Origin of the sequence: Chryseobacterium sp. S90, assembly GCF_047444895.1 — a bacterium.
Taxonomy (GTDB): domain Bacteria; phylum Bacteroidota; class Bacteroidia; order Flavobacteriales; family Weeksellaceae; genus Chryseobacterium.
This window is the reverse complement of sequence record NZ_JBLGCX010000001.1, coordinates 41,837-66,804: the sequence shown is the minus strand read 5'-3', so window position 1 is coordinate 66,804 and position 24,968 is coordinate 41,837. Positions and strand designations below refer to the sequence as shown.

General features: G+C 35.1%; 30 protein-coding genes. 17 read left to right on the top strand and 13 right to left on the bottom strand.

Annotated features, from left to right (window positions below):
- Positions 1-92 precede the first annotated feature (92 nt).
- Together ACLMCG_RS00360 and ACLMCG_RS00355 are read left to right on the top strand one after the other, a co-directional pair.
- Complete coding sequence (locus ACLMCG_RS00360) at positions 93-1,271, top strand: hypothetical protein (protein WP_413958366.1); 1,179 nt, start codon at positions 93-95, stop codon at positions 1,269-1,271.
- A gap of 23 nt (positions 1,272-1,294) precedes the next feature.
- Positions 1,295-1,753: a hypothetical protein gene (locus ACLMCG_RS00355; protein WP_413958365.1), complete on the top strand. Its 459-nt coding sequence runs from the start codon at positions 1,295-1,297 to the stop codon at positions 1,751-1,753.
- A 39-nt stretch (positions 1,754-1,792) separates the two neighbouring features.
- Here the strand turns inward: ACLMCG_RS00355 and cphA are convergent, their stop codons facing one another.
- Positions 1,793-4,423 (bottom strand): cyanophycin synthetase, encoded by a 2,631-nt coding sequence (gene cphA, locus ACLMCG_RS00350; RefSeq protein WP_413958364.1) that lies wholly within the window; start codon positions 4,421-4,423, stop codon positions 1,793-1,795.
- 201 nt (positions 4,424-4,624) lie between these two features.
- On the opposite strand from cphA, the gene ACLMCG_RS00345 reads away from it, so the two are divergent.
- The 3 genes from ACLMCG_RS00345 to ACLMCG_RS00335 all read left to right on the top strand — a co-directional run bounded on the left by ACLMCG_RS00345 (position 4,625) and on the right by ACLMCG_RS00335 (position 6,877).
- Positions 4,625-5,512 carry a cyanophycinase gene (locus ACLMCG_RS00345; RefSeq protein WP_149833807.1) on the top strand — a complete coding sequence of 296 codons (888 nt, stop codon included), beginning with the start codon at positions 4,625-4,627 and terminating at the stop codon, positions 5,510-5,512.
- Positions 5,513-5,698: 186 nt separating this feature from the next.
- Positions 5,699-6,541 (top strand): isoaspartyl peptidase/L-asparaginase, encoded by an 843-nt coding sequence (locus tag ACLMCG_RS00340; protein ID WP_223600845.1) that lies wholly within the window; start codon positions 5,699-5,701, stop codon positions 6,539-6,541.
- Positions 6,542-6,640: 99 nt separating this feature from the next.
- Positions 6,641-6,877, top strand: coding sequence for a YtxH domain-containing protein (locus ACLMCG_RS00335; protein WP_047425322.1), 237 nt, complete (start codon positions 6,641-6,643; stop codon positions 6,875-6,877).
- Positions 6,878-6,972: 95 nt separating this feature from the next.
- On the opposite strand, the gene ACLMCG_RS00330 is transcribed toward ACLMCG_RS00335, so the two are convergent.
- The 8 genes from ACLMCG_RS00330 to ACLMCG_RS00295 form a co-directional block, all read right to left on the bottom strand.
- Positions 6,973-7,764, bottom strand: a complete 792-nt coding sequence (locus ACLMCG_RS00330) for a class I SAM-dependent methyltransferase (protein ID WP_413958363.1) — start codon at positions 7,762-7,764, stop codon at positions 6,973-6,975.
- Positions 7,765-7,820: 56 nt separating this feature from the next.
- A complete protein-coding gene (locus ACLMCG_RS00325; protein WP_413958362.1) occupies positions 7,821-8,357 on the bottom strand; it encodes a PH domain-containing protein in 537 nt (178 codons plus the stop codon).
- A 64-nt stretch (positions 8,358-8,421) separates the two neighbouring features.
- Positions 8,422-9,069 (bottom strand): GNAT family N-acetyltransferase, encoded by a 648-nt coding sequence (locus ACLMCG_RS00320; protein WP_413958361.1) that lies wholly within the window; start codon positions 9,067-9,069, stop codon positions 8,422-8,424.
- An 18-nt stretch (positions 9,070-9,087) separates the two neighbouring features.
- Entirely contained in the window at positions 9,088-9,936 is an 849-nt protein-coding gene (locus tag ACLMCG_RS00315; protein WP_413958360.1) for a PH domain-containing protein, read from the bottom strand.
- Between the two features lie 10 nt (positions 9,937-9,946).
- Positions 9,947-10,810 (bottom strand): PH domain-containing protein, encoded by an 864-nt coding sequence (locus tag ACLMCG_RS00310; protein WP_413958359.1) that lies wholly within the window; start codon positions 10,808-10,810, stop codon positions 9,947-9,949.
- 210 nt (positions 10,811-11,020) lie between these two features.
- The gene (gene hisS, locus ACLMCG_RS00305; protein ID WP_413958358.1) at positions 11,021-12,643 is read right to left on the bottom strand and encodes a histidine--tRNA ligase; all 1,623 of its coding nucleotides are present in this window, start codon (positions 12,641-12,643) and stop codon (positions 11,021-11,023) included.
- A 122-nt stretch (positions 12,644-12,765) separates the two neighbouring features.
- Positions 12,766-13,218 (bottom strand): HRDC domain-containing protein, encoded by a 453-nt coding sequence (locus ACLMCG_RS00300; protein ID WP_414136850.1) that lies wholly within the window; start codon positions 13,216-13,218, stop codon positions 12,766-12,768.
- Positions 13,219-13,235: 17 nt separating this feature from the next.
- Positions 13,236-13,568 (bottom strand): single-stranded DNA-binding protein, encoded by a 333-nt coding sequence (locus tag ACLMCG_RS00295; protein WP_413958356.1) that lies wholly within the window; start codon positions 13,566-13,568, stop codon positions 13,236-13,238.
- A gap of 349 nt (positions 13,569-13,917) precedes the next feature.
- Here ACLMCG_RS00295 and ACLMCG_RS00290 point away from each other — a divergent pair, with 349 nt between their 5' ends.
- Positions 13,918-14,277 carry a helix-turn-helix domain-containing protein gene (locus tag ACLMCG_RS00290; RefSeq protein WP_413958355.1) on the top strand — a complete coding sequence of 120 codons (360 nt, stop codon included), beginning with the start codon at positions 13,918-13,920 and terminating at the stop codon, positions 14,275-14,277.
- Between the two features lie 73 nt (positions 14,278-14,350).
- Here ACLMCG_RS00290 and ACLMCG_RS00285 read toward each other — a convergent pair whose 3' ends face one another.
- The 4 genes from ACLMCG_RS00285 to ACLMCG_RS00270 form a co-directional block, all read right to left on the bottom strand.
- Entirely contained in the window at positions 14,351-15,136 is a 786-nt protein-coding gene (locus ACLMCG_RS00285; RefSeq protein ID WP_413958354.1) for a GLPGLI family protein, read from the bottom strand.
- A 63-nt stretch (positions 15,137-15,199) separates the two neighbouring features.
- Positions 15,200-15,400, bottom strand: a complete 201-nt coding sequence (locus tag ACLMCG_RS00280) for a hypothetical protein (RefSeq protein ID WP_413958353.1) — start codon at positions 15,398-15,400, stop codon at positions 15,200-15,202.
- Between the two features lie 311 nt (positions 15,401-15,711).
- Positions 15,712-16,737, bottom strand: coding sequence for a methyltransferase (locus ACLMCG_RS00275; protein ID WP_413958352.1), 1,026 nt, complete (start codon positions 16,735-16,737; stop codon positions 15,712-15,714).
- 129 nt (positions 16,738-16,866) lie between these two features.
- Positions 16,867-17,484, bottom strand: a complete 618-nt coding sequence (locus ACLMCG_RS00270) for a hypothetical protein (protein ID WP_413958351.1) — start codon at positions 17,482-17,484, stop codon at positions 16,867-16,869.
- A 593-nt stretch (positions 17,485-18,077) separates the two neighbouring features.
- On the opposite strand from ACLMCG_RS00270, the gene ACLMCG_RS00265 reads away from it, so the two are divergent.
- The 11 genes from ACLMCG_RS00265 to ACLMCG_RS00215 all read left to right on the top strand — a co-directional run bounded on the left by ACLMCG_RS00265 (position 18,078) and on the right by ACLMCG_RS00215 (position 24,866).
- Positions 18,078-18,980, top strand: coding sequence for an arginase family protein (locus ACLMCG_RS00265; protein WP_413958350.1), 903 nt, complete (start codon positions 18,078-18,080; stop codon positions 18,978-18,980).
- A complete protein-coding gene (locus ACLMCG_RS00260) occupies positions 18,981-19,583 on the top strand; it encodes an HPP family protein (protein WP_413958349.1) in 603 nt (200 codons plus the stop codon).
- Between the two features lie 4 nt (positions 19,584-19,587).
- Positions 19,588-19,932, top strand: coding sequence for a hypothetical protein (locus ACLMCG_RS00255; RefSeq protein ID WP_413958348.1), 345 nt, complete (start codon positions 19,588-19,590; stop codon positions 19,930-19,932).
- A gap of 25 nt (positions 19,933-19,957) precedes the next feature.
- The gene (locus ACLMCG_RS00250; RefSeq protein ID WP_413958347.1) at positions 19,958-20,866 is read left to right on the top strand and encodes a TIGR01777 family oxidoreductase; all 909 of its coding nucleotides are present in this window, start codon (positions 19,958-19,960) and stop codon (positions 20,864-20,866) included.
- Positions 20,867-20,870: 4 nt separating this feature from the next.
- Positions 20,871-21,461, top strand: a complete 591-nt coding sequence (locus tag ACLMCG_RS00245) for a Crp/Fnr family transcriptional regulator (RefSeq protein WP_413958346.1) — start codon at positions 20,871-20,873, stop codon at positions 21,459-21,461.
- Between the two features lie 53 nt (positions 21,462-21,514).
- Positions 21,515-21,874 (top strand): DUF4406 domain-containing protein, encoded by a 360-nt coding sequence (locus ACLMCG_RS00240; RefSeq protein WP_413958345.1) that lies wholly within the window; start codon positions 21,515-21,517, stop codon positions 21,872-21,874.
- A complete protein-coding gene (gene nudK / locus ACLMCG_RS00235) occupies positions 21,861-22,442 on the top strand; it encodes a GDP-mannose pyrophosphatase NudK (RefSeq protein ID WP_413958344.1) in 582 nt (193 codons plus the stop codon). Before ACLMCG_RS00240 ends, nudK begins: the two co-directional genes overlap by 14 nt.
- 116 nt (positions 22,443-22,558) lie before the next feature.
- Positions 22,559-23,242 carry a DUF2306 domain-containing protein gene (locus tag ACLMCG_RS00230; RefSeq protein ID WP_413958343.1) on the top strand — a complete coding sequence of 228 codons (684 nt, stop codon included), beginning with the start codon at positions 22,559-22,561 and terminating at the stop codon, positions 23,240-23,242.
- Positions 23,243-23,511: 269 nt separating this feature from the next.
- Complete coding sequence (locus tag ACLMCG_RS00225; protein ID WP_413958342.1) at positions 23,512-23,760, top strand: VOC family protein; 249 nt, start codon at positions 23,512-23,514, stop codon at positions 23,758-23,760.
- Positions 23,760-23,894, top strand: a complete 135-nt coding sequence (locus ACLMCG_RS00220; protein WP_413958341.1) for a hypothetical protein — start codon at positions 23,760-23,762, stop codon at positions 23,892-23,894. Before ACLMCG_RS00225 ends, ACLMCG_RS00220 begins: the two co-directional genes overlap by 1 nt.
- Before the next feature lie 207 nt (positions 23,895-24,101).
- On the top strand, positions 24,102-24,866 hold the full coding sequence (locus tag ACLMCG_RS00215) for a hypothetical protein (RefSeq protein ID WP_223600864.1): 765 nt from the start codon (positions 24,102-24,104) through the stop codon (positions 24,864-24,866).
- Positions 24,867-24,968: the final 102 nt, after the last annotated feature.

Here is a 24,968-nt window from a genome sequence, read left to right as displayed (position 1 = left end):
AAGAACTTCTCTCTCCTAGTTTCCAGTTCCTTACTACATATAACAATCGGGCAGCAATGCTCGATTTTTTAACATCACAAAAGAAAAAAAATATGATCCCAAAATACAGAAAACAGTACAATCAGGAGTTTTCGGATGAAAAATACAATCAATTAAAAAATATACTAGCAGAAAAAGGAGGTACAGCACCTACTTTCAGGGTTTCCGAAAGCCCTATTTTTTTGACTAAAGAGTTTGAAAGTAAACTTATTGATGCCAGCGAAAGTATCATCAGCCAGATCAAGGCTATACCTGCAGAAGTACTTCAGAAAGCTGTACCTGAAAACTGCAGGGTTCCCAATGATACGGACCAACCCCATTTTTTCACCATAGATTTTGGAGTCTGCAAAAGTGAGAACGGAGAAATAGAGCCTCAACTAATAGAGCTTCAAGCGTTTCCTTCTTTATATGCTTTTCAGAAAGTATATGAGGAAACCTATTGTGAAGTCTACCCTTTTCTTTCGGAAATCAGAAATCCGATGCCTCATGAAACCTTTAAAAACTATTTAAAGGAACTGATTGTAGGTGATGAAAATCCTGAAAATGTAATTCTGCTTGAAATATTCCCGGAAAAACAGAAAACAGCGATTGATTTTGCTTTAACAGAAAAATTATTGGAAATAAAAACCGTATGTCTGACGAAAGTAAAAAAAGAAGGCAAGAAACTGTATTATGAAAATAACGGAAAGCTTACCGAAATCAAGAGAATTTACAACCGTGTTATATTTGATGAACTGGACAATATTCCCAATCTTACCACAGAGTTTGATTTCCGTGAAGAAGTAGATGTTCAATGGATCACCCACCCCAATTGGTTCTTTAAAATTTCAAAATTTCTTTTACCTTTATTACAACATCAGTTTGTCCCGAAGAGTTATTTTCTGCATGAATTTCCGGAAAATGAAAACCTTGAAGACTTTGTATTGAAGCCTTTATTTTCATTCGCAGGAAGCGGAGTCAATTTAAATCCGACAAAAGAAGTTACAGACTCTATTCAGGATAAAGAAAACTATATTTTGCAGAGAAAAGTCTACTATGAACCAATTTTTGAAGATATCAACGGAGAATTTTCAAAAGCAGAGATCCGTTTGTTGTATATTTGGAGGGAAAATGACGAACGCCCTATCCTACTGGAAAATCTTGGAAGAATGACAAAAGCCGCCATGGTCAATGTAGATTTCAATAAAAAAGATGCCATCTGGATCGGTAGTTCGAATGCTTTTTTTGGATAGACAACTTATAAAACTAATAATACATGGAAGAAAAGTCAACAGCTTTTGCAGAATTTGACAATAACATTTTAACACGAAGAAGAAATCTATTACCCACCTGGATTAAAGTTTTCTTATGGATATTTTTAATCGGAGGTGCATTATCTGCTGTTTTTTTGATAGCAGGCTCACTGATGACTCATGTCTCTTTATCTATATACGGGATAAGTGCTAACCATCCCTATTCAATGACAGGACTTTTGATCTGCTTTTTGTTTTTGTTTAAAGGTATTGTTGCTTATGGACTTTGGTTTGAACAAAATTGGGCAGTACAGGCTGCAATAGTTGACGCAATCATAGGAATTGGGATTTGCCTCATTATGATGGTCATTATTCCATTTACCATTCCAACAATCAGCTTTACAATCAGATTAGAACTTATTCCTTTGTATTTTTATCTTAAAAAAATGCAGAACATAAAGAAAACCTGGGAAAGCTTATAAAAAAACAAAACCTCCGAAATTTCCGAAGGTTTATTTTTTTTAAATATTCTTATCGTCTTCCAACAGCTCCTTGGCCTGATATTCCTGAACCAGGTCAATAGCATTGGAAATAACATCGCTTAAAGCAGTGATAAATGTTCCTTCTTCTGCCATTCCTATCGCATGTTTCAAAGCTTCAATTTCTTTAGGAATGATCTCGTAGCTGACATCTCTTCCTGCAGCATTAATACCGTCAATAATCAACCCATTGATTTCTTCTTCGGTTCTTCCTCGAAGGTGTTTCTCATTTCGGATGATAATATAATCGAACATTCTTCCGGCAATCTTTCCGCACTCTCTGATATCGTTATCTCTTCTGTCTCCAACACCGGAAATAATTCCGATTTTCTTCGTAGACTCAACATTTTTCAGATAGTCTTCAATGGCTTCGTATCCTGATGGATTATGAGCAAAATCGATCAGTACCTTAAAATTTTTAAACTTAAAGACATTCAACCTTCCCGGTGTAAGCTGAGCACTTGGAATAAATGTTCTCAAAGAATTGGAAATATCTTCAATTCCGAATCCATAAAGGTAACTTGCCAAACTGGCTGCCAACACGTTTTCAATCATGAATCTTGCTTTCCCTTCCATGGTGATCGGGAAATCTTTGGCTTTTCCTATTCTGATTTTCCAGTCTCCTTTTTTAATGGTTACAAATCCTTCTTCATACACGCATGTGATTTTTCCTTCTTTCGCAAATTTTACAATATGAGGGTTGTTTTCATCCATACTGAAAATCGCTACGTTGGAATCAAGATCATTCACGATCCTCATGGAATATTGATTATCTGCGTTCAGCACGCTCCAGCCACTCTTTTTAACGCTATCGAGTACAACACGTTTTACTTTGGTAAGATCCTTCAAACTGTGAATATCATTCATTCCCAAATGATCTTCCTCAATATTGGTCAAAACTCCGATGTCACATTGTGAAAAACCAAGCCCGGAACGTAAAATCCCACCTCTGGCAGTTTCCAGTACTGCAAATTCTACCGTTGGATCTTTCAAGATAAATTCTGCTGAAAGTGGTCCTGTAGTGTCTCCTTTTGACAGCATTGTATTTTGAATGTAAATTCCGTCCGAAGTCGTGAATCCCACTCTGTAACCATTACTTTTTACAATATGTGAAATAAGTCTTGTAGTCGTGGTTTTCCCATTCGTGCCCGTCACAGCAATAATTGGAATGGTAAAAGGTTTCCCTTGCGGATAAAGCATATCTACCACCGGTGCAGCAACGTTTCTTGGAAGCCCTTCGCTTGGAGCCAGGTGCATTCTGAAACCCGGAGCAGCATTGACCTCAATAATAGCTCCACCACTTTCTTTTAAAGGTTGAGTCAGGTTCTCTGCCATCACATCAATACCGCAGACATCCAATCCGATAATTTTGGAAATTCTTTCTGCCATCGTGATATTTTCCGGATGCACCATATCCGTTACATCAATGGATGTTCCACCTGTTGAAAGATTTGCCGTTGATTTCAGGTAAACCACTTCTCCCCTTTGAGGAATGGTTTCCAGCGTATATTGAAGCTTTTCAAGAAGTTCCAATGTATCTTTATCTACCTCAATCTCAGTAAGAACATTTTCATGGCCATATCCTCTTCTCGGGTCTTTGTTTTCTTTATCAATAAGCTGTTGAAGGTTCAGTTCACCATCTCCTACAACATGGGCAGGCACTCTTCTTGCTGCCGCCACCATCTTATTATTGATCACCAGTATACGGAAATCATAACCTGTGATATATTTTTCAACAATTACTTTTCTGGAATATTTCTGAGCATGTTCCAGACCAATTTTAGCAGATTCCCATTCGGTGACATTAATGGAAGATCCTTTTCCGTGATTTCCATCCAAAGGTTTCAACACAATCGGATAGCCAATTTTTCTGATCACAGTATTTAATCCTTCTTCATCTGCGACCAAATCACCAATCGGTACAGGAATCGCTGCATCATGAAGCATTCTTTTGGTTAATTCTTTATTACATGCGATATCAACGGCAATAGAACTTGTTTTTCCGGTAATGGTAGCCTGAAACCTTTGCTGATTTACTCCATAGCCCAATTGAACCAGAGAGTTTGTTCCCAGTCTGATCCAGGGAATTTTTCTTGAAGCAGCTTCTTCTACAATACTTCCTGTAGAAGGCCCAAGGCGGACACGTTCTCTGATTTCTTTTAATCTATGAATGCAGGCATTTAAATCATAATCCTTCCCTTCTATAAGGGCTTCTGCAATCTTTGTTGCTTCTTCAGCAGCATAGATCCCTGCATTTTCTTCAATATAGTTGAAAACTACATTATATACTCCCGGAGTTTTTGTCTCCCGGGTTCTTCCAAACCCTACATCCATTCCCGCCAGGGTCTGTATCTCCAAAGCGATATGCTCAATGACATGCCCCATCCAGGTTCCGGTTTCCACTCTATGGAAAAAACCACCTTCCACTCCTTCCGAGCATCGATGGGTAATCAATGAGGGTATTAATTTTTCAATCCTTTCCCTGAATCCTTCGATTTTATTGGTAGGATAATTCTCCATTTCTTCTAAGTCTAACCTCATCTGTATCAGCTTCTTTCTTCTGATGCTCCAGATGTTTGGACCGCGTAGTGCCTGAATCTTTTCGATTTTCATAGTCTATTGGCATTTTAACAGTTAACAATAACTCCTTTCATAGCCAAAGATAATGTAAAACCCCAAACAAAACCATAGCAAATTTAAAGATTTGTTAAAAAACAATTAATTTTAATTAACATTCCTAAAACATTAAAAATCAACGAAAGATGGCATGAAATTAGCCAATGAATGTGAATTATTTTTTAATTTTGTACAATGATGAAACCTGTTGGAAAATTAATAGTTATCGGAGGCGCTGTAAACAAAGGCAGTTTTGCTGAAACCGATTATGACCAGAATATAGAAAAGAATCTTAATTTTTTTGAGCGTGGGATCTTAAGGAAGATCATCAACGAATCAAAACTCAAAGAAGATTCTGTTATTGAAATTGTAACAACCGCCTCTCAAATCCCTCAGATTGTAGGTTCTGAATACAAAAAGGCATTTGAATTTCTGGGTGCTAAAAATGTAAATGTTCTGGACATCCACAACCGTGAAGAAGCCAATTCTGACGCGATGGTGGCAAGAGCCAATGCTGCTGATGTCATGATGTTCACCGGAGGAGATCAGCTAAGACTGACTTCTATTCTCGGAGGAACAAGATTCCATGATACAATTCTATTAAAATACCAGGAGCAGGATTTTATTTATTCCGGAACTTCTGCTGGAGCTGCTGCTGCATCTGAAAATATGATCTATCAGGGAAGCAGTTCTGAAGCATTGTTGAAAGGAGAAATCAAAACCACACAAGGATTAGGTTTGATTGATAATGTCATTATTGATACACACTTTGTACAGCGTGGCAGAATCGGACGTCTTTTTCAGGCTGTAGTCAACAATCCGAGAACACTGGGAATAGGACTAGGAGAAGATACCGGACTTTTCATTCATAACGATGTAATGACCGCTGTAGGTTCCGGTCTTGTCATTCTGGTAGACGGAAGATTTATTAAAGATACCAACCTTACCAATATCAATCTTGGAGAACCTATTTCTATTGATAATTTAACGGTACATGTCATGTCTATGAATGATCATTATGATCTTACCACAAAGACCTTAACTATTGAGAATTCTCAGTTTAACCCAATACCACAGGATAAATAGTACGGGTTGCGGGGTTTTGAGATTCGATTTTCAAAAGACAATAAGCTCGAAATCCCGGAACACGAAACTCGTATTAATACAGGATATGAATAAATTTCTTATCTTTTCTTCCTATTTAATGATCGGGCTTTGTAATAATTGACAGCAATAAACCCGAAGCCACGGAACACGAAACCCTTATCTATTATGAAAATCATCATCCACGGAGGTTTTTTCTCAGAAAGCGACCAAAGCCATGAAGTAAAAACAGCAAAACAGGATTCTTTAAAAGAAATTGCCCAAAAAGCATTTGAATATCTTACAACCCATTCAGCTTTTGATACCGTTGCTTATGCCGTTTCATTGCTGGAGGATGATCCGTTATATAATGCGGGAATTGGTTCTCAGATTCAGAGCGATGGTATTATCCGTATGAGTGCTGCTATTATGAATGGAGAAACTCAGAAGCTAAGCGGTGTCATCAATATTCAGGATGTAAAGAACCCTATTTTTGTGGCTAAAGATCTTATTGGTGAAGATGACAGAGTTTTAGGAGGCCACGGTGCAAAAATCTATGCCACGGAGCATGGTTTTGAGAATTTTTCTACAGAAATTCCTCAGAGAAGGAGTGAATATGAAGCCAAACTGGCTAACGGAGGTAAAGGAACGGTAGGCTGTGTAGCGATTGATCAAGAAGGAAAACTGGCTGTTGCTACGTCTACGGGAGGAAAAGGTTTTGAGATCCCGGGAAGGATTTCAGATTCTGCCACAGTGGCTGGAAATTATGCCAATGCTTTCTGTGCTGTAAGCTGTACCGGTGTGGGGGAAGACATTGTGAGCAATGCTACTGCCACAAAAATTGTAACGAGGGTTACAGATGGAATGAGCCTTCAACAGGCTTTCAGCAAGACATTTGATGAACTTAAAACCATCGATGGATTCGCAGGAGCTATCGCTATTGATAAAGACGGAAATCTTTATCATCAGGATTCTTATCCTACTATGGTTTTCGCCAGTTTTGATGGCAAAAATTTTGAAGTCTTTTCTTAATTTTAACATTTTTTTATAAGTCAATTTATTTTTTTGGCACGTATTTTACATTATTAGTAATAACAAATTTTAATATTAATACATAAAAAAATAGAAATCATGGGAAACAAAACAAAAGGTATATTAGCTTTATTAGGTTTAGGTGCATTAGCTTATTGGAAATATAAGAATTCAAGCCCTGAAGATCAACAGGCGGTAAAAGACAAAATCAATACTGCAAAAGATAATCTTAACAAATGGGGAAATGACCTTAAAACAAAAGCCAATGACGTTGCTTCCCAGGTTCAAAATAAAGTGGACGAAGTAAAGACAAAGGCTGAAGATTCTCTTAGCTAGACAAAAGCAGTTTTTTTAACATTCATATATAGGAAAAAGTCATCGTAATCAATATTACGATGACTTTTTATTTTAGAAAAGTTTCAATTCAGTTTTTATTTTTTCTGTGCTGCTAAAGCAAAAACCAATGGTATTTTATTTCCAAACTGTGGAATTCTCCATTTTCCTTTTTCAAATTCATCCACATGTCTGAAACATGGATATGGTGACCAGTCAAATTCCTGAAAAGTATCCAGTTTTAAATCTTTTTTAACCAGATTATCGAGAACTTCTGATAAAGAGTGATTCCACATGACATATTCCTGTACGATGGGTGCAGACTGGTCTGCATAAGTTCCTTCATAGGTCTCTACTATCGGCTTTTCATTAAAATAGTTGTAAGCCACTTTTGTAAAGTCATCATCAAACATCCAGACAACCGGATGAAACTCTGCCATAATAAACTTTCCGCCCGGTTTTAAAAAATGACTGATAACACCTGCCCATTTTTCAAGATCGGGAAGCCAACCTATTGTGCCATAACTTGTATACACGATATCAAATTTCTGATCCAGCACATTGGGCAGATTGTATACGTCTGAACAGATAAATTCTGTATCTGTACCACATTTCTGAGCAAGATCTTTCGCTGCATCAATAGCCTGATCAGAAAGATCTATTCCGGTCACTTTAGCACCCATTCTTGACAGGGAAATAGAATCCTGCCCAAAATGGCACTGCAAATGCAGAATACTTTTTCCTTTTATATCTCCCAGAAGCTCCAGTTCTATTGAGTTGAGTGAAGTTCTGCCTTTCAAAAATTCATCTACAAAGTAAAAATCCGACTTCAGGTGCGGTTCAACCTTTGCATTCCATGATTTTTTATTTATTTCTAAGTAATTTTCCATTGTTTTAGTTTAAAATAATTAGTTCTGCTTTTTATTAAAGCTTACTTACGTACTGATTATAATTTATTCATGAGCTTTTTCTTTTGATCCAAAAATTCTTCCTCACTTAAAACCCCGGATTCTTTTAATCTTCCCAATTGTTCGAGCTGGTCTAAAACACTGGGTTCAGGTGTATTTTGAGTGGGGCCTTCAGGGTGGGACATAAAATCTCTTACCTTTTCACAGAAAAGCTCTGCATGATACCTTCCTACTCCATCTATCTCTACGATATCATCAGTTACCTGAATATCTATAGAAGCCAGCAACACTGCTGTTTGATATTGTATTGAGCTTATTTTGCTGTAGGAAAAGTCCTCTACTTTCAATCCATACATGAATTCTTTATCCACAAAGATCAATCTTCTGTCTGTAGCTACTAAAATGATATGATGATTGTTTATTTTATTTCTGCCTTCAACGAGATAGACAATTTTTTCGTCTGCTGAAAGAATATCCGGCAGCTCATGAATTTCTTTTCGGGCAAATATGGTAGGACTGATATCCAGCTTTTTAAGTTCCTCTCTTATTTCGTCAAGTCTTGATTTTTCACTCATGGTAACAGTTTATAAGCCTAAATTACTATTTATTAGTGATTAAATATTTAATTTGGCTAAAATATTACGTTTCGGACGGAATTACGATAGAACTGTGCAGGCAATACATTTTCCAGCCTAACGTTTCATACAACCGCTTTCCTTCTTCTGTTGCTACTAAAAGATTATTTGAAAATCCTTTTGATAAAGCGATCTTCTCAAGTTCTTTCAATAAAAAAGAAGCGAGCCCTTTTCTTTGATGATTTTTTTCGGTAATAATCCTGTCATATATAGCAGTACCATTGATAAGGGAAACACGGCCTATAGAAGCCTGTTCACCATTCTCTGCTACAATCCTGACAACAAAAGTGGTGTTATACTCAGAAAATTCTAAGTGATATCCTTCTGCAAGGCTGATTTCCGGGAAATTCATCGGGTGAAAACAGGTCATCATATATCCTTGTGGCTGCAGTTTCCATCTTTCAGGGATTTTATCTATAAATGCTTCAGGAGAAGTAGATACTTTGAGATAAATCCAGGGTTCATCAATTGAATCTGCAAGCTGGAAAAAATCATCATTAAGTTCAGGAAATACAAAACGTTCTTTTTGTTTTTCATCTCCTACCATCACGTGGAAACCGGATTTATACTGAACAGGAAATGATACTTCTCTTGATAAACACCATCCTTTAAGCCAGTTTTCTACTATTTCTGCCGATACTTTGTCCTTCATGATTTGGTATTAAAAGTTTTATTTCAATTGCTCCAGTAGCTTTTTTTTCTGTTCTGCAAATTCGGAATCGGTCAAAATCCCGTTTTCTCTCAGTTTTCCTAATTTCTCAAGCTGATTAAAAATTTCTTCTGATGACACTGAAACACTTTTGCCTGCTGGATCAATTTGTTTCGGAGATTGTTCTTTCGGCTTATTATAATGAGGACTTATGATATCATAGAACTTTTCTGCATCTTCCTTATCCATATAGCATTCAAACTCAACTACTCTTTCGTACAAATGCAGTTTGATGATCGGAGATCTCGGATGTGTTACAAAGCTTACCGAATTTATGGTCTCATTACGGTAATCATTAATCTTTGCCGCACCAAACATTCCTTTTGATACAGAAATCATCCTTTTTGGAGTTGCCACCAATACTCCGGCATCCAATGTATTGACAAACTGAGCATCTGTAATGGCAATAATCTGTTCCTCTTCGGAAATCAGATAAGGAAGTTCTTTGATTTCTCCTTTCGTAAACATCGAAAGATTGGCATTCAGCTTTTCCAGTTCAAATTTTATTTTGCGTTGTCTCCGTTTGTAAACTTCTTTTGAAATTTGGGTTGAATCAGAATCTATTGTTACAGGAAGATTTTGCTGTACCACTGCTGCCGGCAGAACGGATTCTTTTTCCTCTGTTCTCAGCATTTCATTAATATCATCAATACTGAATTTATTGAGATTGTAAAGCAATTCTTCATTGATATTGCTCGTTTCATTCAAACATTTATTGCATAAAACATTGCCATCTGAAAGCTTGTTAGCTCCCAAAAGTGTATCCATAGAGGTCAATTCTGTTTTACACAATGCACAATTATTACTCATTTTTCCTTTTTTATAATTTATCAAGCAATTTTTTCTTTTGTTCAGCAAATTCAGCCTCTGTCAGCACTCCAATCTCTCTGAGTTTACCCAGTTTTTCCAACTGCTCAAAAATAGCTCCGGAGTCTTCTTTATCTGTAGAATAAACATTTTCCTGAACCAGATCCGGAATCGTTTGGGAAAATGCCTGCAATGGACTTGAATCCCTTCTCAATTCGTTATCAGGATAGTTTGTACTTCTGTTTTTGACATTGGAAAATGCCCTTCCGTCGTTCTTATTGTGCAGTTTAAACTGTGCATCACCTCTATAAGTATTGATTTTCAAGATCGAATACAAAAGATTTTCAAGATGATCAATGGAAGAAATATCCTGAAGGGAAAATTCATTTTTTACAACGCCGCCCAGAAATTTTTTATCAATGAAAGCTACCCTTTTCTGTGTTGAAAATATAATTCCTTCCCTGTTAGTTTGAAGATCAATCCCTTCTGCAATAGCCAGTAGTCTTTCATCTCTGTCCAGAACATTCGCCAATTCATTCACTTCTTCGTTAGCAAGAACACTCAGTCTTGCATTAAGAGCAACAATCTGATCTTTTATTTCATCCAGCCTTGTCGGTGCATCATATTCGTAATGGTTGTTTTGTGCATATTGTGATTCTCCGGTACTCTGGCTTGCATCAATTTTGCTTTTCAGAATCATTCCTGTAATTTCTGCAAAATAAAACTGATCGAGATTATGGATAAGATCTCTGTTGATAGTAACAGCTTTAGTAAAGCATACTGCACACAAATAACCGCCGTCAGCAAGTTTATTTTTACCTACAGACATATCTGTTGCCGTTAGCGGTGTTCCGCACAATGCGCAAATAGTGTTCATCTGGTTTTTATGTTTAAAAGTTTTTATGAATTCAGAGCATAATTTCACCCTGTGTTCCAAATTACAAATTCTGAACCGATTTTAAAGATCAAAAATATTTAAATCTTAACACCAATCAAAAAAATAACCACAAAAAAGCTTTTGTGGTTATTTTTCTATTTATATATCCCAAGTAAAATGATATTATATTGGGCAATTTTTTCAATACTATTATCCTAAGAATTCTTCAAGAGAAACGGTTTTCTTTTCACCAGCTTCAAGATCTTTATAGGTAACTGTATTATTTTTAATTTCTTCTTCACCCAGGAAAACAACGTTCTTTATGCCTTTCTTTTCTGCGTAAGTAAACTGCTTATTGATCTTTGCATTTTCAGGATATAATTCTGCTGAAATTCCTTTTGCTCTTAGCTGCATAATCAGTTTTAAAGCTTCTATTGTTTCTTCTCCTCCAGAATTAGCAAACAAATATTCAATTTTGGATGATGCTTCTTCAGGGAAAAGATTCAATTCTTCCATTACCAGATAGATTCTGTCTAATCCGAATGAAATTCCTATTCCCGGAATATTTTTAACGCCAAAAACCTCTGTAAGGTTATCATATCTACCGCCTCCGCCGATGGATCCCATAGCAACCTCATCTGCTTTCACTTCAAAGATAGCACCTGTATAATAATCCAGTCCTCTTGCCAGGGTAATATTGAATACAAGATTTTGCATATCAACACCAAGGCTCAGAGACTGTGTAAGGACATATTCAAGTTCTTCTACACCTTTCAAGCCGATTTCATTTCCTGCAAATTTTTCCTTTAGTTGAAGAAGGTTTTCCAATGCATCGTCAGACTGGCTGAAGAGGAAATCCAGTTTATCAATAGATTCCTGAGAAATTTCTCTTTCCAATAATTCTTTTACAACGCCTTCTTTACCGATCTTATCCAGTTTATCTAATGCTACAGTGAAGTCAATCAATTTATCTGTAATTCCTGCATATTCTGCCAATCCGGAAAGGATCTTTCTGTTGTTCATATGAATGGTAACAGGAACTTTCAGGTCTGCAAAAGATTTTAAATACAGCTGAACCAGCTCTACTTCCTGCAATAAGCTTTCGCTTCCTACCACATCCGCATCACATTGATAAAACTCTCTGTATCTTCCTTTCTGAGGCTTATCTGCTCTCCAAACCGGCTGAATCTGATAACGTTTATATGGAAATGTCATTTTCCCATGATTCATAGCTACAAATCTTGCAAAAGGTACGGTAAGGTCATAACGAAGAGCTTTGTCTGAAATTTCTTTTGTTAATTGTTTTGAATTAATTTCTTTTATGAGATTTTGGAAATATAAATTTTCAATTTTATGTCTTAATGAACCTTCTAGGAATACATTTTTATTATTATTATTTTGAATTAAATATTCACTATATTCTTTTATTTCATTATTTAGATCAAATTTTTCTATAATACTAGAAAACTCATTGTTAAATGTAATTCCAAGCAAATCTCTGTATTTAAGAAAATCAAAACGATCATTGTTATTAGAAAAATGTTCAATAGAATCTATTAATCTATCAATCTGTCCTTCTAATGTACTTTTTTTTAACCAGCTTTCTTTCAAAGAATTCATATATTCTCCAGATTCTAAAATCTTAAAAATCAAACGGTCTCCTTCTTCTCCGTATTTCCCTGTCAGTGTAGAAAGATTTTCAAAACTTGGAGTTTCCAATGGCTGAAATCCGAATAATTCAAAATTATTCTGTAAAATATTGATGATATATTTTCTTCTGGAAACTTCCTGTGCCGTAAAATCTCTCGTCCCTTTTGCTAAACTTGGCTTCATTTTTTGTATGTCATTTTGATAAATGCAAAAGTACGGAATTGCATGGACTTTACACAGCATTAAAGCTGAAGAAACAATCTTCCCCAGCTTTTTGCTGTTGTGTAATCAATTATTCTGAAAAATCACACGCTTTCAAGAATCTCTAGGATCTCTTCACCATAATTTTCAATCTTATGCTTTCCAAACCCTTTGATCTCCAGCAATTCTTCTTTTCTGGCAGGCTTATACTTGGCTACAGATATCAGCTCTTTATTGCTGGCGATGAAATAAGTGGGAAGATTCTGTTCTCTTGCTTTTTCTGATCTCCAGAGTTTCAGAGCATCCAATATTTTTTCTTCATCTGTATTCAAGAAATCATTCTCTGCAGAATATTTAATTGCTTTTGGTTCTTTAACTGTATTTTTTGTCAGTTTCAGATCTTCAAAATACAATATTACAGACCAATACCGTTCTTCACTTACAAAAGCTGTTTCTACTTTCATAATCTCATAGGCTTCCAGAAAATCATCCAGCATTTTCTGATCTTTATAAAGAAATTCTTCCGGAAGTCTTATTTTAAAAACTTTTACTTTCATCATTTGTGTTTTTATAATTATTTTCCTCCTAATAACAGGATCTCATCTACACGAATTTCTGTGACGTACCGCTTCACCCCATCTTTATCATCATATGATCTGTAGGTAAGCTTTCCTTCTATAGCAATTTCTTTTCCCTTGGAAACATACTTCTCAAAAATTTCTGCTGTTTTCCCAAAGGCAATAAGATTGTGCCATTGTGTTTCTTCTACTTTTTCTCCTTTGGCATTCGTATAATGGTCACTTGTTGCTAAGGATACGCTTGCTTTTAGATTTCCATTATCAAAGTTTACCATTTCAACTTCTTTTCCTGTGTAACCAATTAATGTTACTTTGTTTCTTAGTGACATAACTTTTAGATTTTAAAGATTAATAATTCAGATAAGAGACGTTCACTGTTTTTCTCAAATCTCTGTTGCAAAGATTGCGATGTTCCGATATCACAGTCGGTTATAAACTATTTAAATCCGTTTGTAGTCGTTTGAAAACGGATATTACAATAAATAGAATTCTGTAAAAGCAATATTTACCAAGCTTAAAAAACAATAATCATCACTTTTAAAGTAAAAATTAAACGATAGAAAACTATATCCTAAAATATTTTTCTCCTTCAAAAAAACATAGAAAATAGATGTATTGCCAAGGATTTTTTTTCTAGTTAATTTAATTTTTTTTTGCAAATTTGTAAAAATGTCTGATATGCAAAAAGAAAAACTCCGTACAGTAAGAAAGATGAAAGGCTTCACCCAGCAACAAATGGCTGACGTGATCCCAACTGAGGTTTCCAACTATAGCAGAAAAGAAAGTGGTGCTGTATCTATAACACAGACAGAATGGTCCAAACTTGCCAAATTTTTAGAAGTTCCTGTTGAAGAAATTTATGAAGAAGAGGAAGTGAAATTCGTTGTTGAGAATCCAATATTTAATGATAGCTCTCTAGCAAATATTGGTAATAATAACACTACTAACATAAGCAATGAATTAAGCATAGAAATTATTAAAACGATGCAGGAATATATTGGGTTGCTTAAAGAGGAAATCGAAAGACTAAAAAAGTAGAAAGCATCAAACAAAATTTGAAAGATCAAAATAAATTCTTTTAATAAAAAAAACATCTTTTAGAGATGTTTTTTTAGTATATTCTTAATTCTATTGGATTGTAATTTTTTGCTCTATTTCCTGCTTTTTTAAGAAGAGAACGACGCTCTTCAGGATCTTCAATGAATTTGTTATAAAGAGTGGGATCAGTTAATTCTTTTCGTTGATAGTCAAATATTTTTTCTTTCTTCACTGCTTTAGCATTGGAATGTAAATTAGCAGAACTACAATAATATTTCCTTTTTCTGAAATTATACATCGTAAAATGATAATCATCTTTGTCATCAAACACTTCTAAAATCAGTCCTGGTAATTTACTAAACTTGTATGGCCCAAAAGGAAAGGGGATTTCTTTTGTAAAATATGCAATCCAGGTTCTACCATATTTTTTTGTTATAGCTTTTTGGCATTTATACTTTCCAATTGTTTTAAATTCATTTATAAGTTGCCAATTGATATTATTTGTTTCTTCATATTTAAAATAATCATTAGATGTTTTAAAAGTTACATAAATTTTTCCTGTTGTTGTACCTATATTTTCCGGAAAGTCAGAAGTATATTTCATTTGTTCATCAATCGGACTGTTTTCATGAAGCTTTTTTTCTAGACGCAGTGAGTCTCCAACATATTGATTTATGTTTTTATAGTAAGATTCTTTCTCGTTTATCAAAAGAGCAAACGCAGCATCCTGAATAATAGCATTTTTGGTTTGATTTTTATAAACTAATTTGTAATCAGCTTCATATACAACACCAAACCCTCCTTGAGATTTAATAATGATTATAAAGAAAAAGAAAAATAGACTGTAGTAAATTTTCATAGTTTAAAATAATACAAGCAAAGCATAAATAATGCTTTGCTTTAAGTTTTGAATTAGAATTAATTAATGAATATAAATAGTTATTCCCTTGGGCTTAGTACCACATTCATTATAATTAACAAATTGTAAAAAGTTTGTTATTTGCTCCATTGTATATCCTTCTGTTTGAGTTACGTTTACAACAGTACCACAAGATGTCCTAAAAGGGAACGCGCTAACTATACTAGTAATAAATAGTGCGCCTACTAATAATGTTTTTTTCATAATTGTTTTTTTTAATGATTAGTTATTAAGTATCAAAAATATATAATAAATCAAATTGATCGTGAATTATTTTTTTATGTTAAATATCTATAAAACAAACATTTAAACACATATACATTAAAAAAATATAGTCTTATGTAATGTGAGTAAAATATAATTTCTTCATCACAACTTTATAAGAAAAAAAATATAGATTATAAGAATGGAAAAATTTCCATTTTGGCTTTCTTTAAAAACTGAAAAAATAAAAAAAGGTACTCAACAAAACTATTGAGTACCTTCACTTAATCATCTAAACTTAGAAATGAAATTTATGGTTTTTCACATTCTACAATACTTTTAACTTCCGTCCCGATTTGAACAAGTCTGCTGAACCTCAATCCTGATCTTTCCAAAAGATCTTTAAATTCCTTCAATGTTCTTTCTCTTCCGGTAAGACATGCCATCATTACGATATCAAACAACTTTGAGATATGGGGTTCATTTCTGCTGTTATCAGGAATAACGGCGTCTACAATCAATAATTTGGCTCCTTTTGGCATTGCATTGTAACAGACTTTTAGAATCTGTATGCATTCATCATCATTCCAGTCATGGATAATCCATTTCATTGTATACAGGTCTGCACCTGAAGGAACTTTTTCAAAAAAACTTCCTGTAGCAACGGTACAACGGGTTTTTAAATTTTCAGGAATAAGCTGCAATGTTTTTTCAGTAACATGGGCTTCATCAAAGATAATCCCGGAACTTTCTGGTGATGCATTCAACATTGCATACATCATTGCACCATTACCTCCACCTATATCTATTATGGTTTTATAGGGTGTAAAATCATAGTTTTCTACAATACCATTCAGAACCATTCCGGACAAACCAGTCATTCCTCTTCCGAAATTTGCTCCCAGTTCCGGATGTTCCTTGTAATATTGCCAGATATTCATCCCATGAACGTGTTCAAAAGGAACTTTACCTTTCTGGACGGCATAAATAAGGTCTGCAAAACCGGGAAAATGTTCTCCTACATTGGCTATAATAAAGTCTTTTACGGTCCCGGGAACACTTGTTTGCAAAGCTGCTCCGAAATCATTCAATGCAAAAGTTTTACTTTCCAGTTCCTCAAAAATACCTTCACTGCTCAGGGCTCTCATAATCCGGTACAGTTTTTTTTCGTTGGAGTGAGTTTCTGCTGCCAATGCAGAGATTGTTTTGGGGCCATATGCCAGCTGGTCTGCAATATTAAGTTCCGCTGCCGTTTTTACACAGCCTACAAGCCACATCCGGCTAAGTACTTCAAACATTTTCAAAGTAAATTCCGGCTTAACAGGTTGTTTTTTCATAGTAACATTTTTTAATTGGTATTGTCTTAAACAAGTCGTTTATTCATTATCATCAAAACAAGAACAAACCTGATAAGTTTGTTCTTGTGTGACCTCTGTCAAGTTTGAAAATAAGCTTTAATAATGAGATTAATCTTTTGCTTGGGAAATCCTTGTTATACTATTAATAGTAGCATCCAATGAAGTATCAGATTTTATTTTAATAAGATATCCGCTGCCTATAGATAAAGGATCGGCAACACTCACAAGGTAAAAAACAAGATCTCCTGATGTTACCCCATTAGGAGCCACAGCGGTTTGATCTATAGAGAATGTAGACGGAGGAACAGGGTTTGAAAGATTTACCGTCACAAAGGCTACAGAACCATTGTTCTTATTGGAATAACTTACAATAACCCGCCACATGTGTACCTGTCCGGCAATAGGATTTTCCAGAAACCTTCCTGTCGCCGGATCATATATATCCCCGGGCACCGGACTGATAATATTTTCCGGCCATGTGGTGGTAGGAGGTGCAGCAAAGTCTGTCACAATATTCATCGGAGTTTGGTAAACAATATTTTGATAAGTCATTAAAGGAACCCCTCCTGAAGATTTGAATGCAAATGAGGGTTTCACTCCTGCCCCGCTATTGAGCTTAACAACTCCTTCATTAGCGGTTGTTAAGGTTTGCGAAGAAATTACTGTACTCCATTGGGTTCCATTATAATACCTTAAGGTCTTATTCGTGGAATCATAGATAATCATTCCTGCTGTGGGTGTGGTTACATTGGCCGGAGGGTTGGCATTTCTGGTTAATACAACAGCTGAATTTGCTGAGGTAACGTCTAGAACACCTTGCGGGGAAGTTGTATTGATCCCTACCTATGCAATTGAGAAAGAAGAGCATAAAATACTCATCAATAAATTGGATTTTTTCATGGTTTGCTTTTTTGAATATTGATATCAAATTTACAAAAAAACACAATTAAGTGAAATAAAAATTCAATTTATTTACTGAAAACAAGATAGTTATACATAACAATAAAACTTTATGATTGAAAATTTAATTTAAAACATTGATAAATACTGCTTTTTTCAAAGGAAAGAGAATTATAAAATATGATCTTAGAATTCAATTTCAAGAATAAATTAACTGATTTTATTAAGCATATTGTTATAACGAACAGAGATTTACTTAATAGTTCAGCTTTTTCAGCTATCCGGAGCAATATTTATTGTATTTCATAGTTAATTAACCATTTGATTCTAAGAAAAAGTTTGTTTTAGTAAAATAACTGTCTGTCTCACGGTTATCCATTTACAAACGGATAATTCCGTATCTTTGTGAAAATTCATCTATGAAAAGGAATATCAATATTTTTGAGTTTCCTCTCAATTTGGGACTTACAAAAAAGGAACATGAGACAGAACCCGGGGTTCGAAAACTTCCGGATTGGCTCAGGAAATTTGATTTTCATCGTAGAATTGCTCCTAAAAAAGTTTTCAGACTTGATGCTCCGGAATATTCCATGGATTTTGATGAGGAATCTAATGTCAGAAATGCAGATCTCATTATTGAATACGCCAAAAAGCAGGCTGAATATATTCTTAAGAATTACGAAGAAAATAAATTCAATATTATTCTGGGTGGTGACTGCAGCATTCTGATTGGAAATGCTGTTGCTTTGAAAAAACTGGGAAATTTCGGACTCTTTTACCTTGACGGCCACACAGATTTTATTCCGCCGGAACTTTCAGAAACAGGAGGTGCAGCAGGAATGGATCTCGCTATTATTACCGGAACCGGACATGAGAAACTGACGAATATTGATGGTTTAAAGCCCTATTTATCTGAGGAAAATGTTTTCTGTTGCGGAAATGCAGAAACAGATGATGATGAATATGTTAATCAAATCGTCAATTCCAATATTCATTATTATGATCTTTACCGTCTCAGGGAGAATGGCTTCAAAAAAACCGCTGAAAACTTTCTGAAAATGGTGGATGATAAAGATCTTGACGGCTTTTTCATTCATTTTGATGTGGATATTCTGAAAGATGAGATAATGCCGGCTGTAGACAGCAGAATGGAAGACGGAATCAGCTATAATGATCTCAGAGAAATGCTGGAACCATTATTTGAAAGTCCGTTGTGTTTTGGAATAGAGATTACTATTTTAGATCCTGATTATGATGACAACGGAACGTATACACGGTCATTTATAGAAAATTTAATTCAAATTATAAATAAAGAAGAGTAAATGAAGAACAGTATAAAAAGAACATTCAGAGTTTCCAAATATGTGATCTATAAAGAAACGCTTGTTGATTACAAAGAGCATATCTGGTCATTCTTGGGTGCTTTTTTCGGAATTGGGATCATCGCATTTATCCAGTCTCATTCGTTAGCGGAAACTGAGAATATATTCCTGATTGGTTCTTTTGGGGCTTCAAGTGTTCTTATTTATGGAGCAATACAGAGCCCGCTGGCACAACCCAGAAATCTTGTAGGCGGACATGTGCTGTCTGCATTGGTAGGTGTTACAGTCTATCAGTTTGTTCCGGATATTATCTGGCTTTCGGCTCCTTTGGCAGTAGCTTTTTCTATTGTATTAATGCAGTATACCAAAACCCTACATCCACCAGGAGGTGCTACAGCTCTGATTGCTGTAAGTTCTACCGGGAAAATTCCGGAATTGGGATATTGGTATGTCATCTCCCCTGTTCTTTCGGGGTGTATCATTCTGCTGCTGGTAGCTTTGTTTTTTAATAATATTACTCCTAACAGAAGTTATCCTACCCACAGCAGATTCATAAGACTGTTACGAAAAAGACATGCACACCCCCACAAAATAAAAAAATAAGAAGATGAATTGTCTGGAATGTGGCGAGAAAATCATCGGAAGGTCTGATAAAAAGTTTTGCAACGATGCCTGCCGGAACGCCTATAACAATAAGCAAAATAAGGATTCTAGTAACCTGATGCGGAATGTGAACAACAAACTCCGCAAAAACTACCGCATACTGATGGAAATTAATATTGATGGTAAAACAAAAGTAGCCAGATCCAGGCTGGATGGCTTAGGTTTTGATTTTGATTACTTCACCAACCTGAAAGTTTATAAAAACGGTTCTGAATACAAGTTTATTTATGATTACGGCTATAAACTTCTGGAAGATGATTTTGTACTGATTGTAAAGAATCAGGCATAACCCGCACACCTTAAATAAAAGTATTATGAAAGAAGTTGTTCTGATCACCGGAGCCAGTGGCATGATCGCCAAAGAACTGGCCAAAAAGATAGGTAAGGAATACGAAATCAGGTTTCTGACCCGAAAAAAAGAACATGATCATGAATATGAATGGGATATCAGAAAAGGAAATATAGATAAAGCTGCTCTGGAGAATGTTTCTCATATTATTCATCTTGCCGGTGCCAATATTTCAGAAAAGCGCTGGACACCAGAAAGAAAAAGAGAATTGATCTCAAGCCGTGTTGATTCAGCCGAATTACTTCGAAATGCTTTAAGAGAAAATAAAATAAAACTTAAATCTTTTATTTCAGCTTCAGGAATTAATTTTTATGGTACTGAAACTTCAGAAAAGATTTATACTGAAAGTGATCCTCCCGGGAATGATTTTTTAAGTGAAGTTGTAGTTTTATGGGAAAGAGCTGCAGACGATTTCAAAGAACAGAATCTGGCAGAAAGAGTGGTGAAAATACGAACTGCTGTTGTACTGTCCGAAAAAGACGGAGCTTTAAAGAAAATGATTCCTCCTATTCAATATTATATTGGATCACCTTTAGGAAGCGGCAGGCAATATATGCCATGGATTCATGTTGAAGACATCTGTTCTGTTTATGAGCTTGCTTTAAAAAATCCAGCAATGGACGGAGCTTATAATGCTGTTTCTCCGCAACATATTACTAACAAAGATCTCACAAAAAAGATTGCCAAAGTACTTGGAAAACCTTTATTCATGCCTAATGTTCCGGGATTTGTCTTGAAGTTAATCTTTGGAGAGCTGGCTACGGCTATACTGGAAGGCTCCAGAGCTTCTTCACAGAAACTTCAGGATGCAGGCTTTCACTTTAAGTTTCCGGATCTGAATGAGGCTTTAGAAGATCTATTAAAGAAGCAATAACAGAATGGGGGAAGAACTTTTAATCCTAAAAAATATTTCCAGGCATATTTCACTTACCAATCAGGAGAAATCTTATTTTCTCTCCCTATTAAAAGAAAAAAAAGTTGCTAAGAAAGAATTGATTTTACAACAGCAACAAGCCTGTAAAGAGATCAATTTTGTTCAGACAGGAATTTTGAGGGCTTTTCATATGGATATTACAGGAAAAGAATCTACGATTATGTTCGCGGTTTCTGACTGGTGGATCACTGATATGTATTGTTTCATCAATCAGAAGCCTGCCATGCTGAATATTGAAGCATTGGAAGACAGCTCTGTTTTGCAACTTCAAAAAGATCATCTGGATGACCTTTATCACAAGATCCCGAAATTTGAACGGTTTTTCCGTATCATGATGCAAAACGCTTACATCAGAGAACAGCTCCGAACGATTGAAAATCTTTCTTTGCCGGCAGAAGAACGCTATTATAACTTTTTACAAAAATATCCTGAAGCGGTAAAACGGATCAGGCAAAAACAAATTGCTTCTTATTTAGGGATCACTCCTGAATTTTTAAGCCTTATAAAATCCAAACAAAAAAACAGCTTCTCTTAAGCTATATTATTTTTTTTATACTGAAAGTTCTGTTATTTTACTCAAAAAAAATTATGTTTATACTTATTGCAGGCCCTTACCGCAGCGGAACGAACGATGATCCGCAGCTTATTCAGCAGAATCTTCACAATCTTGAATCTGTTGCTCTTCCTATTTTCAGAAAAGGGCACATCCCTATTATCGGAGAATGGGTTGCATTGCCATTGATCAACCTTGCCGGCTCTACCCAAATAGGTGATGAAGCATGGCAGGAAATACAATATCCCGTAGCTCATGCCCTACTTGAAAAATGTGATGCAGTGCTGCGTATAGAAGGTGCATCAAAGGGAGCTGATGAAGATGTAAGAATAGCCAAAGAAAGAGGTCTTACCATTTATTATAACCTAGAAGATATTCCTTATGCAAAATCCTGATATCAACATCCTTCAGACAGAAATCCTTTCAGACAACTGGTATACACTGAACAAAGTCACCTATTCTGTTTTGAAAAAGGATGGAACCACAGAAACTCAGAGCAGAGAAGCTTACGACCGTGGAAACGGAGCTGTTATTCTCCTTTACAACCAACTTTTAAACACGGTTATTCTAACCAGGCAATTCCGGCTGCCAACTTATATCAACGGAAATGTGACAGGAATGCTTATTGAAGCCTGTGCAGGACTTTTGGATAATGATAATCCGGAAGACTGTATAAAAAGGGAAACTGAAGAAGAAACCGGGTATAAAATTTCCAAAGTTGAAAAGATATTTGAAGCTTATATGTCTCCCGGATCTGTTACGGAAATCCTTCATTTCTTTATCGCTGAATATTCAAATGAAATGAAAATTACAGACGGCGGTGGATTGGAAGAGGAAGGCGAAAATATAGAAGTTCTGGAACTTTCTTTTGAAGAAACTCTGAAAATGATTGATACAGGAGAAATCAAAGATGCGAAGACCATTATGCTTTTGCAGCATTTACGAATCAAAGGAATCATGTAGAATCAGGATATCATTGATAATTGATCGATCATCAATGATGAGTAAGATATATATTTAACAGATCACAGACGTTTTGGAAGATTAAGTTCCAATCTACTAGAATTGATACAATAATCATGAATATGAAAGTATTGGGAATAAAAATCATTAAAGTAACCGCTGTCTTTGCAGTATTAATTTTCAGTATTCTAATGCTGAAAACAATTTCCCAGTATACTTCTTTTGATAAAAACATCGGGTTTTTGGCTTTTAAGCAGCAGGTAGTCGGCAATCCGTATTGGATGGCTTTTTTCTATATTCATATTTTTTCTATTACGCTTTGCCTTCTGGCAGGTCTTACACAGTTTTCAAATCGGTTTTTAGTAGAAAACAGAGACCTTCATAAGATCATTGGGAAAATATATGTTTACAATATTCTGATCATCAATGTTCCGGCATGTTTTGTACTGGGACTTTTTTCAAATGGCGGCCTTATCGGAATTACAGGATTTCTGATTCAGGATGCTCTTTGGGCATATTTCACCATTGCTGCTGTACTTTTTATTAAAAAAGGAAATATCAACAGACATAGAACTTATATGATTCTAAGCTATGCGGTGACTACAACAGCCATTACTTTCAGAATCGTTAAGCATTTGTTGTATAATGAAACGCAGCATGATTATGAACTTTTTTATGGACTGAATGTCTGGGCTGCCCTTTTGATCAACCTGACTATTGCTTATGTAATTCTCAAAAAAAATTGTTTGTTAACGGGAAAAATCCAGACTAGAAAGGAAAATATAGATACCAACAAATGATACCAGAAAAAAAGATCCGATAAATATTAAGGTGTTGAAAAGTACTTCATACTTATTATTTCGGGTCCATTTATTGAAAAAACGCATTATGAGATAAGCGATTCCTCCAAAAACGGCAATAATAAAAAGAAGAAAAAAATAATAGATCATGGTTTTGTGTTAATTGGTGTAAATCTATTATTTTAAATCTAAAAAAACAATGAATAATAGTAACAACAGGTTTACAAATAACTTTAATTTTGATCAGAGTTGACACTTAAAAGCAAATTATGGAAATAAAGAATCTTGACCACCTTGTCTTAACGGTTGCAGATATTGATAAAACTATTGAATTCTATACGAATATTATGGGATTTGAAGTCGTCATTTTCGGAGATAACAGAAAAGCCTTGACCTTCGGAAATCAAAAGATCAATCTGCATCAGAAGGGACATGAATTTGAGCCTAAAGCAGAACGTCCTACCAGCGGTTCCGCAGATCTTTGTTTTATTGCACAAACAGAGACATTCATCATGTAATGGAAGAGCTCAGAAAGAAAAATGTAGAAATCATTGAAGGAATTGTAGACAGAACCGGAGCTGTAGGAAAAATCAAATCGGTTTACTTTCGCGATCCTGATCAGAATCTTATTGAAGTAAGTAACTATTACTAAGCAAAAGACAATCTGTTTGGTTTTTTTCTGACTATTTTTAAGCGTTTTATTCTCGTCGTTTTGGAAAAAACAAAATGCAGGTACAAAATCTTTATAAATATGAGAATTCTATTGAGAAAATCTATTTAATTCTTTATATTTTGAATTTAAAGCGTTAATTTTGCACTGAAATTCAGAAAATTCGGATTCTTTCAACAGGTTATGTACATGAAAAAAATGATGATCGGGCTTGCTTTGGCCTTATCCATTACTATTTGGGGGCAAAAAACTCCTGCAAAAGCAAACAATCTCACACCTTACAGCTATCAGACTTTTAATTGTGATAATAAGGGGTATTTTGATTCGGCTAAATATAAAAAAGAAGAAATAGACGGAGTCAATAAGCTTTTGTATCAGTTCAATGGGGTTGTATTTGATACCCGACCTGTTTTTAAACTTTCCCAGCTTGAAGAAATCCGCCAAAACAGAGAAGTTTATTTACAGGAACTGGAGAAGCAATATGAAGAAAAGAAAAAGGAATTGTACAGCCTTAAAGTCATTGATCTTCCAAGATGGAAAAAATTAATGGAGGAAACCATTGATTCTTTTGAAAATGAATACCAACTGAATAAAGAAGAAATCCTGGCTTATTCTGATCCTTCCACACTTAAAAACAGTAAATATTACAACACCTGCAGAGAACAGATTGATGCAATATCCTCTCCGGACCGAGAAAAGATGTTTATCGCATGGAAAAACTACACTGAGCTTAAAAGTAAAAATAATGCTGATCCGAAAAGTGTAATGGCGAGATTTGATGTCAAAATGAATGATCCACAGAAAGAAGATTATGCGCTGATAGATCTTATCGGCCTTGGCTTTCACAATTGTGCCAACAGCAGTTTCAGACAGAAACGTGAGGATGAGGTAACTTCTTACAAGGATTTTGACAAGATCTTTACGAAGCTGAAGAGAACTTGTGATGAACCATAATATTGATTCAAAAATCAAAAAATTTAATGATTAAAAATATAAAAACAGTACTCAGATTGGGTACTGTTTTTTATTTGCAGTTATTTTATAAAGAACGGTTAA